12 protein-coding genes and 1 tRNA gene are annotated in these 15,453 nt (G+C 74.8%); 3 read left to right on the top strand and 10 right to left on the bottom strand.

What is annotated here, in order from left to right; translation table 11 throughout:
* Positions 1-16 precede the first annotated feature (16 nt).
* Positions 17-511, top strand: a complete 495-nt coding sequence (locus tag A6V29_RS04240) for an inorganic diphosphatase (protein WP_137159140.1) — start codon at positions 17-19, stop codon at positions 509-511.
* Positions 512-652: 141 nt separating this feature from the next.
* Here the strand turns inward: A6V29_RS04240 and A6V29_RS04235 are convergent.
* The 3 genes from A6V29_RS04235 to tmk all read right to left on the bottom strand — a co-directional run bounded on the left by A6V29_RS04235 (position 653) and on the right by tmk (position 4,143).
* Positions 653-725, bottom strand: a tRNA-Thr gene (locus A6V29_RS04235).
* 59 nt (positions 726-784) lie between these two features.
* Entirely contained in the window at positions 785-1,951 is a 1,167-nt protein-coding gene (locus tag A6V29_RS04230; protein WP_137159139.1) for a DNA polymerase III subunit delta', read from the bottom strand.
* Complete coding sequence (tmk, locus tag A6V29_RS04225) at positions 1,948-4,143, bottom strand: dTMP kinase (RefSeq protein WP_137159138.1); 2,196 nt, start codon at positions 4,141-4,143, stop codon at positions 1,948-1,950. Before tmk ends, A6V29_RS04230 begins: the two co-directional genes overlap by 4 nt.
* Positions 4,144-4,347: 204 nt before the next feature.
* Between tmk and A6V29_RS04220 the strand changes: the two genes are divergently transcribed.
* On the top strand, positions 4,348-5,160 hold the full coding sequence (locus A6V29_RS04220; protein WP_249933010.1) for a trans-aconitate 2-methyltransferase: 813 nt from the start codon (positions 4,348-4,350) through the stop codon (positions 5,158-5,160).
* A gap of 9 nt (positions 5,161-5,169) precedes the next feature.
* Here A6V29_RS04220 and topA read toward each other — a convergent pair whose 3' ends face one another.
* Together topA and A6V29_RS04210 are read right to left on the bottom strand one after the other, a co-directional pair.
* The gene (gene topA, locus A6V29_RS04215; RefSeq protein ID WP_137159137.1) at positions 5,170-8,028 is read right to left on the bottom strand and encodes a type I DNA topoisomerase; all 2,859 of its coding nucleotides are present in this window, start codon (positions 8,026-8,028) and stop codon (positions 5,170-5,172) included.
* A gap of 271 nt (positions 8,029-8,299) precedes the next feature.
* Positions 8,300-10,561: a sodium-translocating pyrophosphatase gene (locus tag A6V29_RS04210; RefSeq protein WP_137159136.1), complete on the bottom strand. Its 2,262-nt coding sequence runs from the start codon at positions 10,559-10,561 to the stop codon at positions 8,300-8,302.
* Positions 10,562-10,773: 212 nt separating this feature from the next.
* Between A6V29_RS04210 and A6V29_RS04205 the strand changes: the two genes are divergently transcribed.
* Positions 10,774-13,119, top strand: a complete 2,346-nt coding sequence (locus tag A6V29_RS04205; RefSeq protein ID WP_137159135.1) for a DEAD/DEAH box helicase — start codon at positions 10,774-10,776, stop codon at positions 13,117-13,119.
* 23 nt (positions 13,120-13,142) lie between these two features.
* On the opposite strand, the gene A6V29_RS04200 is transcribed toward A6V29_RS04205, so the two are convergent.
* The 5 genes from A6V29_RS04200 to A6V29_RS04180 all read right to left on the bottom strand — a co-directional run.
* The gene (locus tag A6V29_RS04200) at positions 13,143-13,490 is read right to left on the bottom strand and encodes an Rv3654c family TadE-like protein (protein ID WP_137159134.1); all 348 of its coding nucleotides are present in this window, start codon (positions 13,488-13,490) and stop codon (positions 13,143-13,145) included.
* Positions 13,487-13,900: a TadE family type IV pilus minor pilin gene (locus A6V29_RS04195; protein ID WP_249933009.1), complete on the bottom strand. Its 414-nt coding sequence runs from the start codon at positions 13,898-13,900 to the stop codon at positions 13,487-13,489. The genes A6V29_RS04200 and A6V29_RS04195 overlap by 4 nt, the downstream gene beginning before the upstream one ends.
* 11 nt (positions 13,901-13,911) lie before the next feature.
* Entirely contained in the window at positions 13,912-14,160 is a 249-nt protein-coding gene (locus A6V29_RS04190; protein ID WP_249933008.1) for a DUF4244 domain-containing protein, read from the bottom strand.
* Positions 14,161-14,276: 116 nt separating this feature from the next.
* On the bottom strand, positions 14,277-15,008 hold the full coding sequence (locus A6V29_RS04185; RefSeq protein WP_137159132.1) for a type II secretion system F family protein: 732 nt from the start codon (positions 15,006-15,008) through the stop codon (positions 14,277-14,279).
* On the bottom strand, positions 15,005-15,453 hold a 449-nt coding region (locus A6V29_RS04180), incomplete at its 5' end, for a type II secretion system F family protein (protein ID WP_170977681.1). The genes A6V29_RS04185 and A6V29_RS04180, both read right to left, overlap by 4 nt.

Here is a 15,453-nt window from a genome sequence, read left to right as displayed (position 1 = left end):
GAGAGAGACTAGGCGCGTGCAGTTCGACGTGACGGTAGAAATCCCGAAGGGCCAGCGGAACAAGTACGAGCTGGACCATGCCACCGGACGCATCCGATTGGACCGGATGCTGTTCACCTCCACCCGCTATCCGGCGGACTACGGCTACATCGAGAGCACCCTGGGACAGGACGGCGACCCGCTCGACGCCCTCGTGCTGCTCGAGGAGCCGACGTTCCCCGGGTGCCTGATCACCTGCCGGGCCATCGGCATGTTCCGCATGACCGACGAGGCGGGCGGGGACGACAAGGTCCTCACCGTGCCCGCGACCGACCCGCGGATGTCGCACCTGATCGACATCTCCGACGTGTCGGAGTTCGATCGCCTGGAGATCCAGCACTTCTTCGAGACCTACAAGGACCTCGAGCCCGGCAAGTCCGTCGAGGGCGCGGAGTGGGTCGGCCGCGAGGCGGCCGAGGAGGAGATCAAGGCCTCGCTCGAGCGCGCCAAGAACGGCTCCGCCCACCACTGAGGCGACACCCCGGCCCTCCGGGTCCGGCGAGCGCACCGACGGCGGCCCACCTCACCCGAGGTGGGCCGCCGTCCGCGTTGGTGGCGCTCCCGGAACGACGCAGCGGGCCCGCCCCGGAGGACGGACCCGCTGGCCCAGGAGAGCCGCCTGTCGGAATCGAACCGACGACCTTCTCATTACGAGTGAGATGCTCTACCGACTGAGCTAAGGCGGCGGACGTGCCCGCACAGACTACGGCAACCCGTCGGCCGCCCGGCGCAGGGTCGTCGACCGCTACGCGGGCAGCCGGAGCGCCACCGTCAGCGCCTCGACGGCGATCTGCGGCTTGACGTTCTGCTCCAGGGCCGTGCGGCAGTCGAGGATCGCGTCGATCCGCTGCAGCGCCCCCGCGGCGCCGATCCGGCGGGCCAGTTCGGCGGCGTCGGCCCGCCGGTCGGGGTGGTTGAGCGGCAGGTCCGCGTCGGGGGCGGAGTCGAGCACCATCGCGTCCCGGTACAGCCCCGCGAGGTCCACCAGCGCGCGGTCCAGCGAGTCGCGGCCGATGCGGGTGGCCCGCGACTTCTGCCGCCGCTCCAGCTCCTTGAGCTGCCCCGCGCTGCCCCGGCTGGCCGCCACGACCCCGGGCCCACGCGCGCCGACGCCGAGGCTGGCCTTGAGCGCCTCGGTCTCGGCGTCGTCGAGCACCTCGGTCGCGGCCTCCGTCTCCTCCTTGGCCGAGCCGACGAGGTCGTCGGCGGCGTCCATGCAGGCGGTCAGCGAGACCAGCCGCAGCGGGACGTCGAGCACCGCCTTGCGGGCCAGCCGCGCGTCCTCGTCACGGGCCAGGCGCCGAGCCCGGCCGACGTGCCCACCCGAGGCCGCCGCCGACCACGAGGCCAGCGCCGGGTCGACGCCGTCGGCCTCGAGCACCTCGGCCACCGCCGCCACCGGCGGGGTGCGCAGCGCCACCACCCGGCAGCGCGAGCGGATGGTGACCGGCACGTCGTCGGGGTGCAGGCTCGGCGCGCAGAGCATCACCACCGTCCGCGGTGGCGGTTCCTCGATCATCTTGAGGACGGCGTTGGCGGCCGCCTCGCTCATCCGGTCGGCGTCCTCGACCAGGATCGTCTGCCAGCGCCCCTGGGTCGGCGACCGGCCGGCGACGCGCACCAGCTCGCGCGCCTCGGCGACCCCGATCGACAACCCGTCCGGGACGATCACCGTGACGTCGGCGTGGGTGCCGGCGAGCACCGTCCGGCAGGCGTGGCAGGTGCCGTCGCCACCGGCCGGGCACTGCAGCGCCGCGGCGAAGGCGCGCGCGGCGACCGACCGGCCGGACCCCGGCGGGCCGGTGAACAGCCAGGCGTGGGTCATCGCGGCGGGGTCGGCGACGGCCGCCCGGAGCTCGTCGACCACGGTCGGCTGCCCGATGACCCGGGCCCAGACGTCCGCGCCGCTCACGGGTGCAGCTGGGGGGTGGCGCCGGTCTGCACGTGCGGGCGGCGCGCGGCGGGCGCGTGCTGGCGGCCGGCACGCCCCTCGTCGCCGCCGGCGTCGTCCGGCGGGAGCGTCTGCAGGGGCAGTCCCGAGAGCAGGTCCGCGACCCGCACCCGGACGGCCGCGGCCAGCTCGTCGGGGCTGCCGGTCGCGTCGAGCACCAGGTACCGGTCGGGGTCGGTCTCGGCGAGCGCGCGGAAGGTCTGCCGCACCCGCTGGTGGAACTCGAGGGACTCCGACTCCATCCGGTCGGCGGCCGCGCGGCCACGGGCCCGCGCCAGCCCCGTCTCCGGCGGCAGGTCGAGCAGCACCGTCAGGTCCGGCCGCAGGCCACCTGTCGCCCACCGGCTGAGCGAGCGGACGTCGTCCAGGGGGATGGTCCGGCCGGCGCCCTGGTAGGCCAGCGAGCTGTCCACGAAGCGGTCGGTGATGACCACCTCGCCCGCCTCGAGGGCGGGCCGGACGACGTCGTCGACGTGCTGGGCACGGTCGGCGGCGTAGAGCAGCGCCTCCGAGCGCGGCGTGATGCCGGCGTGCGAGCGGTCCAGCAGGATCGAGCGGATCCCGGCGCCCGACGGCGTCGCGCCCGGCTCGAACGTCGCCTTCGCGACCAGCCCCTCGCTGGTGAGCCACTCCTGCAGCCGCTTCACCTGGGTGGACTTGCCGGCTCCCTCCCCGCCTTCGAACGCGATGAGCACGCCGCCCCCGGCCAGCCGCCGCCGCGCCGTCGTGTCGCGGCGCAGGGCGGTGACGACGTCGGCGACCAGCGGCACCGGCCGGCCGTCGTCCATCTGCCGGTAGGCCAGGACGCCGACGCCGATGGCGATGAGCCCGGCGGCGAACAGCGCCAGCCGCTCGCCGCTGAGCACCACGTCGAACCAGCCGAGGTCGACGGTCCGGCGCTCGAACAGGCCGACGGCGAAGGGCGTGAAGGCGAGGCTGAGGATCAGCGCCGCCCGGACCAGCGAGTTCACCAGCGCGAACGTGCGGCCGCGCACGGCGTCGTCGACCTCGGTGCCCAGCAGCGTGAACCCGGCGAGGTAGGCGATCCCGGCGAAGAACCCCATCGCGACGACGAGCACGAGCGCCATCCACAGCGCGACGCTCCACACGAGCACCGTCACCATGATCCCGGCGCCGACGATGGCAACCCCGAACAGCCGCTGGCGGGACAGGTCGCGGGCCACGCTGGGTCCCACGGAGATGCCGATGCCCAGGCCGACGAAGACCGCGCCGAACAGCAGGCCGTAGGCGGCCGAGCCGGCGTCGAGGGACTGGGCGAAGGCCTGGCCGGTGGCGATGACCACGCCCGCGGCCATGAACGCGCCGCTGATGCCGACGACCAGGCCGCGCACCAGCGGCGTGTGCCCGGCGAAGGTGAAGCCGCTGCGCAGCGAGCCCAGGAAGCTCTCCCCGCCCTCGGACACCGGGGCGGTGGCGCGACGCCCGCTGATCGACGGCAGGTTCCAGATGATCACCGCGGCGACCAGGTAGGTCAGCGCGTTGAGGTACAGGGCGAGGTCGACCTCGTCGAACCCGGACCAGGCCTCGCTCAGCGGCGCACCGATGACCGCCAGCAGCGCGAACACCACCGCCGCCAGCACCGGCGTGAGCCCGTAGGTGGTCACCAGCGAGAGCTGGTTGGCCGGCTCCAGCTGGTCCCGCCGGACCATGTTGGGGACGGCGGCGTCCTTCGCCGGGATGAAGAAGAGGCTCACGGCCTCGATCACGAACTGGGCGATGAACAGCCAGACGATCTCGTTGACCAGCGGGATCGACGCGAACAGCGCGAAGCGCACGACGTGAGTGGCGACCATCGTCTTGCGGCGGTCGAAGCGGTCGGCGAAGGCACCGGCCACCGGGCCCAGGACGATCGCGGGCAGCAGCCGGAAGAGCAGGACCGCGCCGAGGGCGAAGTTCTGCGCGGCGAACTCGTCGAACTGCGCGGTGGCCGTGGCCGTGATGGCCAGCAGCCCCAGCCAGTCACCGAAGCTCGACAGGCTGGTGCTGTACCAGAGCCGGCGGAAGTCGCGGATCCGCAGGACCGAGCGCAGCTTGTCGGCCAGGCCGACCGACCCGAGCGCGTCCGCCTGGGGCGGCGCGGCGGGCTCGCCCGCCGAGCCGGCGGGCGGGTGCGGGGTGCTGGAGCCCGGCATCGCCGGCTCCTCGCTCGGCGACACCGGAGGCGTCGGGTCGGACTGGATCACGACTCCCGGGGACGTAGGAACGGGACAGGCAGCCCCGAGCGCGGCCTCACGTTACCGGCCGGGACCGACGATCCAGGCACGTTCCCGCCCGGAGGAGGCACGGAACTGCATCGGTCGTCCGCGTGGCCCGCCGGCCGACTAGCGTTCCGAAGGGTGGTGCGACCCGATCCCGCGAGAACCGACGGCGGCGCCTGGGATCCCGCGCTGTACCTCCGGTACGGCGACGAGCGCTCCCGGCCCTTCGCCGACCTGATGGCGCGCGTCCGGGCGGTGTCCCCAGCGGTCGTGGTGGATCGCGGCTGCGGCGAGGGCTCGCTCACCGCGCGTCTCGCCCAGCGCTGGCCCGGCGCGCGCGTCACCGGCGTCGACTCATCGGCCGCCATGCTGGCCGCGGCCAGGGCGCACGCCCGCCCCGGGCGGGTGGACTTCGTCCTACAGGACGTCCGCGACTGGCGGCCGTCCGGACCGGTCGACGTGCTGGTCACCAACGCGGTGCTCCAGTGGGTGCCCGGCCACGAGCGGCTGCTCGTCGAGTGGCGGTCGCGCCTGTCCCCAGGCGGGTGGCTGGCCGTGCAGGTGCCGGGCAACTTCGGCGCGCCGACGCACGTACTGCTGCGTGAACTGTGCCGGTCGTCCCGCTGGGCGGACCAGGTGGGCAACGTCCCGCGGGGCAGCGACGTCGTCCTGGAGCCCGGGGGCTACTTCGACGTCCTCACCGCCGCGGGGCTGACGGTCGACGTCTGGGAGACGACCTACCTGCACGTGCTGACGGGTTCGGACCCCGTACTCGCCTGGGTGCGCGCGACCCAGCTGCGGCCGGTGCTGGCCCGGCTCGGGGACGACGACGCGGCCGAGTTCACCGCCGAGTACGCCGCCGCGCTGCGCGAGGCCTACCCCGAGCGCCCCGACGGGACGACGCTGCTGCCCTTCCGGCGGATCTTCGCCGTCGGCTCGCTGCCCGCCTGAGGTTGCCGCTCAGCCTGCCGTGACCGGTGCGTCGGCGGCCTGCTTCTTCGCCGGGGCCTTCGTGGCCGCTGTCTTCTTCGCCGTGGTCTTCTTCGCCGCCGTCTTCTTGGCCGTGGTCTTCTTCGCGGCCTTCTTCTTCTTGGCCGGACCGGCAGCGCGCCGGTCGGCGAGAAGCTCCGCGGCCCGGTCGAGGGTGATCGTCTCGACGTCGTCGCCCTTGCGCAGGCTGGCGTTGGTCTCGCCGTCGGTCACGTAGGGGCCGAAGCGGCCTTCCCGCAGGGTGATCTGCCCCTGGGTGACCGGGTCGGGGCCCAGCTCCTTGAGCGGCGCCTTCGCCGCGGCACGGCCGCGCTGCTTGGGCTGGGCGAAGATCGCCAGCGCCTCGTCCAGGGTGACGGTGAACAGCTTCTCCTCGCCGTCCAGCGACCGGGAGTCGGTGCCCTTCTTCAGGTACGGCCCGTAGCGGCCGTTGAGCGCCTGGATCTCCTCGCCGTCGGGGGCGGTGCCCACCGTGCGCGGCAGCGTGAGCAGCTTCAGCGCGTCGTCGATGGTCAGCGTCTCCGGCGACATCGACGCGAACAGGCTCGCCGTCCGCGGGCTCTCCTTGCTGCCCTCGGGGACGACGGTCGTGACGTAGGGGCCGTAGCGGCCGGCCTTCACGACGACGGGGTGCCCGGACTCCGGGTCGGTGCCGAGCTCCCGGTCACCGGAGGGCGCCTCGAGCAGCTCGCGCACCTTCTCCTCGGTGAGCTCGTCGGGCGCGATGTCCTCCGGGATGCTGACCCGCGCGCCGTCCTCGCCGCCGGCCTGCAGGTACGGGCCGTACCGGCCCACCCGGACGACGACCGGCTCGCCGTCGCGCGAGGTGGCCTGCAGCGGGATGGAGTTCACGCCGCGGGCGTCGATCTCCTCCAGCCGCTGGCCGACGATCTGCTTCAGGCCACCGGACTCGGCGATGCCGCTGCCGCGCCCCTCGCCGCCGAAGTAGAACTCGGTCAGCCAGTCGACCCGCTGCAGGTTGCCGCCGGCGATCTCGTCGAGCTCCTGCTCCAGCGAGGCGGTGAAGTCGTAGTCGACGAGCTGGGCGAAGTGCTGCTCCAGCAGGTTGACCACGGCGAACGCGATGAACGAGGGCACCAGGGCGTTGCCCTTCTTCCACACGTATCCGCGGTCCTGGATCGTCTGCATGATCGAGGCGAACGTGGAGGGCCGGCCGATGCCCAGCTCCTCCAGCCGGGCGACGAGGCTCGGCTCGGTGTACCGCGACGGCGGCTGGGTGGTGTGCCCCTTCGGGTCGAGCGCCTGCGTGTCCAGCTGCTGGCCGCGCTCCAGGCGGGGCAGCCGGCGCTCGGCGTCGTCGCTGCCGTGGTCGTCGTCGCCGTCCTTCTGCGCGCCCTCGTCGCGGGACTCGACGTAGGCGCGCAGGAAGCCGGGGAAGGTGATGGTGCGACCCGACGCGGTGAACTCGACCGCCTCGTCGGTCGCGCTGCGGCCGGCCAGGCGGATGCTGACCGTCTGCCCGACGGCGTCGGCCATCTGCGAGGCGACGGTCCGCTGCCAGATCAGCTCGTAGAGGCGGAACTCGTCGCGGGCGAGCTCGGCGGCCAGCTGACCGGGGGTGCGGAAGCTGTCCCCGGCGGGGCGGATCGCCTCGTGCGCCTCCTGCGCGCCCTTGGACTTCTTGCTGTACCGCCGCGCCTCGGCCGGGACGTAGGCGTCGCCGTAGAGCTCGCGCGCCTGCTGCCGGGACGCGTTGATCGCCTCCTCGGACAGGTTGGTCGAGTCGGTGCGCATGTAGGTGATGTGGCCGTTTTCGTACAGCCGCTGGGCCACCCGCATGGTCTGCGCCGAGGACCAGCCGAGCTTGCGGCCGGCCTCCATCTGCAGCGTGGAGGTGGTGAACGGCGCGTACGGACGACGGCGGTAGGGCTTCTCGTCGACCCGGCTGACCGAGACCTGCCGGCCCTCGAGCCGCGCGGCCAGCCCGCGGGCGCCGGCCTCGTCGAGGTGCACGACCTCGCCGGTGACCCGGCCGGTGGCGGGGTCGAAGTCCTTGCCGGTGGCGACCCGGCTGTCGTCGACGCTGACCAGCTTGGCCCGCACCGTGGTGGGCTCCCCCTCGTCGGCGCCGGCGGCCTGCCCCGGGACGGCGAAGGTGCCCTCGAGCGACCAGTAGTCGGCGGCGTGGAAGGCCATCCGCTCCCGCTCGCGCTCGACGACGATGCGGGTCGCGACCGACTGGACCCGGCCGGCCGAGAGCTTGGGCAGGACCTTCTTCCACAGCACCGGGCTGACCTCGTAGCCGTACAGCCGGTCGAGGATGCGCCGGGTCTCCTGGGCGTCGACGAGGTCGGTGTCGAGCTCGCGCGGGTTGGCGACGGCGCGGGCGATCGCCTCGGGGGTGATCTCGTGGAAGACCATGCGGTGCACGGGCACGCGGGGCTTGAGCGTGTCGACCAGGTGCCAGGCGATGGCCTCGCCCTCGCGGTCCTCATCCGTGGCGAGGTAGACCTCGCTGGCGTTCTTGACCAGCTGCTTGAGCCGGCTCACCTGCTGCTTGCGGTCGGGGCTGACCACGTAGAGCGGCTCGAAGGAGTTGTCGACGTCGACGCCGAGCCGGGCCCACGCGGCGCCCTTGTGCTCGGCCGGGACATCGGCGGCGTTGCGCGGCAGGTCGCGGATGTGCCCGACGCTGGCCTCGACGACGTAGTCGCTGCCGAGGTAGCCGGCGATCTTGTTCGCCTTGGTCGGCGACTCCACGATGACCAGCGGCTTGCCCGTGGACGCGGCCGAGCCGCGCCGGGCGGGGGTGGCGGTCCCGCCGGCGGTGTCGCCGCTGCTCTGGCTCTGCCTGGTCTTGGTGGGCACGGTGCTCCTGTCGGTACTGCGCGGTGATGCCGTGTGCGTCGGCGGCGTCGAGCCGCGGCGCGGGGGCCGCGCTGCCGCCTAGGCGCGCCACGGTAGGCCACGGGACCGACACGTGGCCGGGGTGACCGTCCGTGGGCGCGCCGTCGCCCTCTCGAACGTGCGCGCGCCGTCGCTGTTCCCGCGGGCACCGACCGACTCCCGCGAAGGGGTCGGGTCCCGACCGGCCGCGACCCTCCCGCCGGCCGGCGGGAGGGTCGCGGTGCGGGTCGGATCAGGGAGCGGAGGTGGTGAGCGTCCCCGTCGTCTGCCCGGTGTCCTCGCCGATGACGACGGAGCGCCGCTTCGAGATCACCACGGCGGCGACGATGATCGCCGTCGCCACCAGAGCGATGAGCACCCGCACCGGGTCGTTGGCGTCCTCGCCGACGGAGAGGCTGACGACCGCCGGGGCGATGATGAGCGCCACGAGGTTCATCACCTTGATCAGCGGGTTGATCGCCGGGCCCGCGGTGTCCTTGAACGGGTCGCCGACGGTGTCGCCGATGACCGTGGCCGCGTGCGCCTCACTGCCCTTCCCGCCGTAGGCGCCGTCCTCGACCATCTTCTTGGCGTTGTCCCACGCGCCACCGGAGTTGGAGAGGAAGACCGCCATCAGGGTGCCGGCGGCGATGGCGCCCACCAGGTAGGCCGCGAGCGGGCCGAAGCCCAGCCCGAAGCCGACCGCGACCGGCGCCAGGACGGCGAGCAGACCCGGGGTGGCCAGCTCGCGCAGCGAGTCCTTGGTGCAGATGTCGACGACCGCGCCGTAGTCGGGCTTCTCGGTGTAGTCCATGATCCCGGGCTTGCTGCGGAACTGCTCCCGCACCTCGAAGACCACCCGGCCGGCGGCCCGCGAGACCGCGCTGATCGCCAGGCCGGAGAAGAAGAAGACCACGGCCGCGCCGATGATGGCGCCGACGATGTTGTTCGGGTTCACGAGGCTGAACGCGTCCCCGAGGGTGTCGCCCGCGTCGGCCAGCGCCACGTCGATCTGCGCGTTGTAGGACCCGAAGAGCGCCGTCGCCGCCAGGACCGCGGTCGCGATCGCGATGCCCTTGGTGATCGCCTTGGTCGTGTTGCCCACGGCGTCGAGGTCGGTGAGCACCTGCGCGCCCGCCTCGTCGACGTCGCCGGACATCTCGGCGATGCCCTGGGCGTTGTCGCTCACCGGACCGAAGGTGTCCATGGCCACGATGACGCCGGCGGTGGTGAGCAGGCCGCAGCCGGCGAGGGCGACGGCGTAGAGCGCCGCGCCGCCACCGATGAGGAAGGCGCCGTAGACCGCGCCGCCGATGAGGAGCGCGGCGTACACGGCGGACTCCAGGCCCAGGGAGATGCCGGACAGGATGACCGTCGCCGGCCCGGTGAGCGAGCTGCGGCCGACGTCCTTGACCGGCTTGCGGCTGGTCTCGGTGAAGTAGCCGGTCAGCTGCTGGATCGCCGCGGCGAGCACGACGCCGATCAGCACCGCGACGAAGCCGAGGACCTGCGGGCTGACCTCCATGTCCACGCCGTCGGAGATCTCCGGCAGGTAGGTGAACGCGGCGACGGCGACCAGCACGAGCGACACCGCGGCCGCGGTGAAGAAGCCGCGGTTGATCGGCGCCATGCCGCTGGAGTCGTCGGCGGAGGGCCGGGTGGCGGCGACGCCGACGACGGAGGCGATGACGCCGATCGCGGCGACGAGCAGCGGGAAGACCATGCCGACCGGGCCGAAGGCGACCTGGCCGAGGATCAGGGCGGCGACCAGGGTCACCGCGTAGGACTCGAAGAGGTCCGCGGCCATGCCGGCGCAGTCGCCGACGTTGTCGCCCACGTTGTCGGCGATCGTCGCGGCGTTGCGCGGGTCGTCCTCGGGGATGCCCGCCTCGACCTTGCCCACCAGGTCCGCGCCGACGTCGGCGGCCTTGGTGAAGATGCCGCCCCCGACGCGCATGAACATGGCGAGCAGGGCGCCACCGAAGCCGAAGCCCTCGAGGACGATCGGCGCGGTCTCGTCGAAGAGCAGCAGCACGATCGCGGCACCGAACAGCCCCAGGCCGATCGTGATCATGCCGACGACGCCACCGGTGCGGTACGCGATGCGGAACGAGGGCTGGTAGCCGCCGGAGTTGCCGGCCGCGGCGACCCGCACGTTGGCCCGGGTGGCCAGGGTCATGCCGATGAACCCGACCGCGGCCGAGAAGACCGCACCCACGAGGAAGAACACCGCGCGGCCGGCGCGGGTCTCCCAGCCCCCGTCCGCGACGGGCAGCACCAGGAGCAGCAGGAAGACGATGACGGCGAAGACGCCGAGCGTCCGGAACTGCCGGCGCAGGTAGGCCGCCGCGCCCTCCTGGACCGCGAGCGCGATGTCGCGCATCTTCGTCGTGCCCTGATCGGCGGCCAGGACCGCCCGGATCAGATAGGCGGCGAAGGCCAGTGCGGCCAAGGAGACGGCGAGGACGACGGCGACCAGCGCCATGTCCCCGCCGGACAGGGATTCGTCGGGCATGCGTATCTCTCCCAGCATCCATGGCCGCCGGGAGGCGCCGGTGCTCCCCGGTCGGCGGAGGTACCGCTCGGTGCAGACGGTCGCGCACCGTAACGCGGCGCAGTGTAAGGGAGATCACACCGCGTGTAGAGCTTCGCGACGATCTGTTACCTGCATCACACCCTTGTCCTTCGTCGCCGCCCGTTGTCCCTGCGAGGTGTGACAGTGGAGGCGTGACCACGCTCCAGCCGACCCGGGCCGTCCCGCCGCCCGGCGCCGAGCTGCTGGCGGCGCTGCTGGCCGGCACCGCCGAGGAGGAACGACCGGTCACCCACGTGCACCACGTTCCGGTCCGCGAGCGCCGCACGCTGCCGTGGCCCGACTGGGTGGACGACGACCTCCGCGACCGGCTGCGCACGCGCGGGGTGGACACGCCCTACCGCCACCAGGTCGAGGCGGCGGAGCTCGCCCACGCAGGCCGGCACGTCGTCGTCGCGACGGGGACGGCGTCGGGGAAGTCGCTGGCCTACCAGCTGCCGGCGCTGAGCCGGCTGGCCGAGGACCCGCGCGCCTGCGTGGTCTACCTGGCGCCCACGAAGGCCCTGGCCCGCGACCAGCTGGCGTCGGTGGCGGCGCTGGCCGACCCCTCGGTGCGGCCGGCCGCCTACGACGGGGACACCCCCGGCGAGGAGCGGGACTGGGTCCGCCGGCACTCGCGGTGGATCGTCACCAACCCGGACATGCTGCACCGCGGGATCCTGCCGGCCCACCAGAGGTGGTCGAGCACCCTGCGCCGCGTGGCCTACGTCGTCATCGACGAGTGCCACGCCTACCGCGGCGTCTTCGGCTCGCACGTCGGCCACGTGCTGCGCCGGCTGCGCCGGATCTGCCGCCGGTACGGCGCCGAGCCGGTGTTCGTGCTCGCCTCGGCCACCGTCGCGGACCCCGCCGGGGCCGCCTCGCGGCTGATCGGGGAGCCGGTGGTGGCGGTGACCGACGACGGCTCGCCGCGGCCGGGTGCCACGTTCGCCCTGTGGGAGCCACCGCTGACCGAGCGCACCGGCGAGCACGGGGCGCCGCTGCGCCGGTCCGCGGCCGCCGACACCGCCGGGCTGCTCGCAGACCTGGTGGAGCGCGGCGCCCGCACCCTGGCGTTCGTCAGGTCGCGGCGGAGCGCGGAGTCCGTCGCCGACCAGGCCCGCCGGCTGCTGTACGACCGCGGCCGGGGCGACCTGGTCGGCCGCGTCGACTCCTACCGCGGCGGCTACCTGCCCGAGGAGCGGCGGGAGCTGGAACGGGCGCTCTCGGCCGGCGACCTCCTCGGCGTGGCCACCACCAACGCCCTGGAGCTCGGCATCGACATCGCCGGGCTCGACGCCGTGGTCCTCGCCGGGTACCCCGGCACACTCGCCTCGCTCTGGCAGCAGGCGGGCCGGGCCGGCCGGGCGCAGAAGGAGTCGCTGGTGGTCTTCGTCGCCCGCGACGACCCGCTGGACCACTACCTGGCCCACCATCCGCGGGCGGTCTTCGGCCGGCCGATCGAGGCCACCGTCACCGACCCGACGAACCCCTACGTGCTCGGGCCCCAGCTGTGCTGCGCGGCCGCGGAGCTGCCGCTGCACGCCGACGACCTGCCCGCCTTCGGCGGCCCGGCCGCCGAGGCCGCGCTGGAGCGGCTGGTCGCCGACGGTCAGCTGCGCCGCCGGCCCGCCGGCTGGTACTGGGCCGGTCGGGGGCGGCCGGACGTCGACATCCGGGGCAGCGGGGACGAGCCGGTGGCGATCATCGAGGGCGCGACCGGGCGGCTGCTGGGCACGGTCGACGGCGGCGCCGCCCACGCGACCGTGCACGAGGGCGCGCTGTACGTGCACCGCGGCGAGACGTTCGTCGTCGACGAGTTCGACGTGGACGACGCGTGCGCCGCCGTGCACGCCGAGAGCCCCGAGTGGACGACTGTCGCCCGGGACGTCACCGACCTCGCCGTCGTCTCGGTGGACCGCAGCCGGCCGCTCGGTCCGGTCACCGCGCACACCGGCGTCGTCGACGTGACCAACCAGGTGGTCGCCTACCAACGCCGGCGGCTCGGCACCGGCGAGGTGCTGGCCGAGTTCCCGCTGGACCTGCCCGCCCGCCAGCTGCGCACCCGGGCGGTGTGGCTCACGCTGTCCGACCGCGCCGTCGAGCGGGCCGAGCTCGACGAGACCGAGCTGCCGGGCTCGCTGCACGCCGCGGAGCACGCCGCGATCGGCATCCTGCCGCTGCTCGCGACCTGCGACCGCTGGGACCTCGGCGGCCTGTCGACGGCGCTGCACCCGGACACCGGGACCGCGTCGATCTTCGTCTACGACGGCCATCCCGGGGGTGCGGGCTTCGCCGAACGCGGGTACGCCGTGCTGCGCGACTGGCTGCGCGCGACGCGGGCCACCGTGGCGAGCTGCGAGTGCGAGAGCGGCTGCCCGTCGTGCGTGCAGTCGCCGAAGTGCGGCAACGGCAACGACCCGCTGGACAAGGCCGGCGCGGTGCGGGTGCTGGACGTCGTCCTGGACGAGCTGGGGACGGCGGAGGACCCGGCGGCCTGACCCCCGGCCTGCGGGCGGCCCGGTCACGGGCCGGCCCTCGCCCGGGCGGTGGCGCGACGCTCGCCGACCGGGCCCAGCTCGACGGGCACGCCGACCTGCACGAGCACGGCCGCGCCCGGCTCGAGGGCGCACTCCTCCAGCCGCGCGCCGTTGGCCGCCGCGATCCGCGCGGCCGTCGCGCACGGGTCCTCGTCACCGCGCACCGCCCGGCCCGCCGCCGCCAGCGCGGCCAGGTCGGCGGCCGCCCCCGCCCGGTGCCGCGCCACGACAGCCCCGGCTAGGACGACGAGGGCGAGCCCGACGGCGGCGAGCACCCCCGCCAGCGCGAGCACCCACACCGTCGCCGAACCGCGCTCGTCGCGGAGGTTCACGGCGCCGTCCCGATGCTCGCCGCGGGACCCGGCTCGCGCACGGCGACGGCGCTGGCCGCCACCTGCCGGCCCACGGGCAGCGGCCCCAGCGGGGTGACCCGCGCCGTCACGGTGACCCGGACGTCGGCCCCGTCCGCGGACACGGTGACCACCGCGCCCGTCGGCGCGACCCGGCCGGCCAGCTCCACGACGACGGCGGTCGCCTCGCCGCGCGCCGCTGCCCGCGCGCCCTCTCGGGCCGCGTCGACGCAGCGCAGGTGGGCGCCGAGCACGCTCACCGCCGCGATCGCCGCGGCGAGGACCAGCAGCAGCACGGGCAGGACCACCGCGGTCTCCGCCGTCACCATGCCGGCCTCGGAGCGGAGCCGGCGCGCACGCGGGCGAGCCGCCGTCACACGAGCCACCGTCACACGAGCCACCGTCAGGCGAGCGTCGCGAGGGCGCGGTCGACGAGGTCGGTGAGGCCGGAGACGACGGAGCCGCCGGTGACGACCCGGTAGAGCACGGCCGCGAAGGCGCAGGCGGCGACGGTGCCCACCGCGTACTCAGCTGTGCTCATGCCGGCCTCGGGCTGCTCGCGGAGCCGCTGCCAGCGGCTCGGCCGGCCACCGGGGTCAGGGGCGGGGCCGTCGACCGGCTGGGTGTCGGTGGTGCTGGGCTGGCTGGACACGGGCGCCTCCTGAGGTACGGGCCCCTGGGTGGGGCGGTGCACCGAGCCTCGGGGCCGGGCGGGCTGCGCGGAGCCTGCGCGCGGCATCTGTGGAGGGCGATGCCGGCTGTGGACCGTCAGCCCAGGACGTCGGCGGCGATCCCGAGGACGAGCGGCACGACGCCGAGGCACACGAAGGCCGGCAGGAAGCACAGCCCCAACGGGGCCAGCACCCACACCCCCGCCCGCCGGACGCCGGCCTCGGTCTCCGCCCGCAGCGCGGTGCGACGGTCGGCGGCGAGCCTCGCCAGCGCGTCCGCCGCGGTCGCTCCCGACTCCCCCGCGCGGACGAGCACCCGGCCCAGCGGGGCCAGCTCCACCGGCAGCCCCGCCCACGCGCGCCGCGGCTCGGCGCCCAGGCGGGACAGCGCCGCGACGTGGACCAGCCGCGGGCCGAGCGGCCCGGGCATCGCCGAGCCCACCGCGGCCAGCGCTCCGTCGACGGGGAGGCCCGCGGCGAGGCAGACGCCGAGCAGGTCGCAGGCCACCGGCAGGTCGCGGTCGATCGCCGCGCCGTCGTCCGCCATCCCCGTAGTGGCCGCCGCCCGCAGCAGCCGTTCGGCACCGACCGCGACGACCGCGGCCGCGAGCAGGCCGGCTCCTCCGCCGACCACCAGCCCGGCCGCGGCGCCGGCGCTCCCGGCGAGCACCCAGCGACGGCGGCGCGACCGCACCGGGTCGTCGGGCGGAGGCGAGGACCGGGTGGACGCCGGCGGTGGGCGCAGCCGCCGCAACCTCGCGGTGACCTGCCCGCGGCTCCCCGGCCAGAGCAGCGCCGCCATCGCGAGCACCACCAGCGCGGAGGTCATGGCAGGGCGCGGCGGACCAGCCGGTGCGCCCACACCAGGCCGGCCGCCTCGAGCCCGCAGCCGACGACGAGGAGCACCTGACCGGTGCCGGTCGTCGTCAGCACCCGCCACGGATCGGCGCCGACGCCGCTGCCCATGGCCAGGCCGAACAGCGGCAGCCCGGCCAGGACCAGCGCGCTGGCCCGCGGCCCCGCCGTCGCCGCCCGCAGCTCGGCACGGTGCGCGAGCCGGGCGCGCAGGTCGTCCTCGAGCGCGGTGACGACGGCGGCGAGCGAGCAGCCGGTCCGGGCGCTGAGCCGGACCGCGGCGGCGATCCGGCCGACGGCGACGCGCAGCGCCGGGTCGCCCCCGGCGAGCGGCGCCTCGTCGGTCACTGCCTCCGGCGCCTGCAGGACGCGCGCGAGCAGTGCGCCGGTCGGACCGTCGGCGCAGGCGGCTCCGGCCG

The sequence above is a fragment of the Blastococcus sp. CCUG 61487 genome, assembly GCF_005222955.1.
GTDB lineage: Bacteria > Actinomycetota > Actinomycetes > Mycobacteriales > Geodermatophilaceae > Blastococcus.
The sequence above is the reverse complement of the archived record's forward strand: the minus strand, read 5'-3'. Positions and strand labels throughout refer to the sequence as shown.

What these genes read in the sequence shown, in the direction of transcription:
- tmk (WP_137159138.1), bottom strand. Translation starts at nt 4,143, where the DNA reads ATGCCGGGCTCCAGCACCCCGCACCCGCCCGCCGGCTCGGCGGGCGAG.
- A6V29_RS04210 (WP_137159136.1), bottom strand. Translation starts at nt 10,561, where the DNA reads ATGCCCGACGAATCCCTGTCCGGCGGGGACATGGCGCTGGTCGCCGTC.
- A6V29_RS04185 (WP_137159132.1), bottom strand. Translation starts at nt 15,008, where the DNA reads ATGACCTCCGCGCTGGTGGTGCTCGCGATGGCGGCGCTGCTCTGGCCG.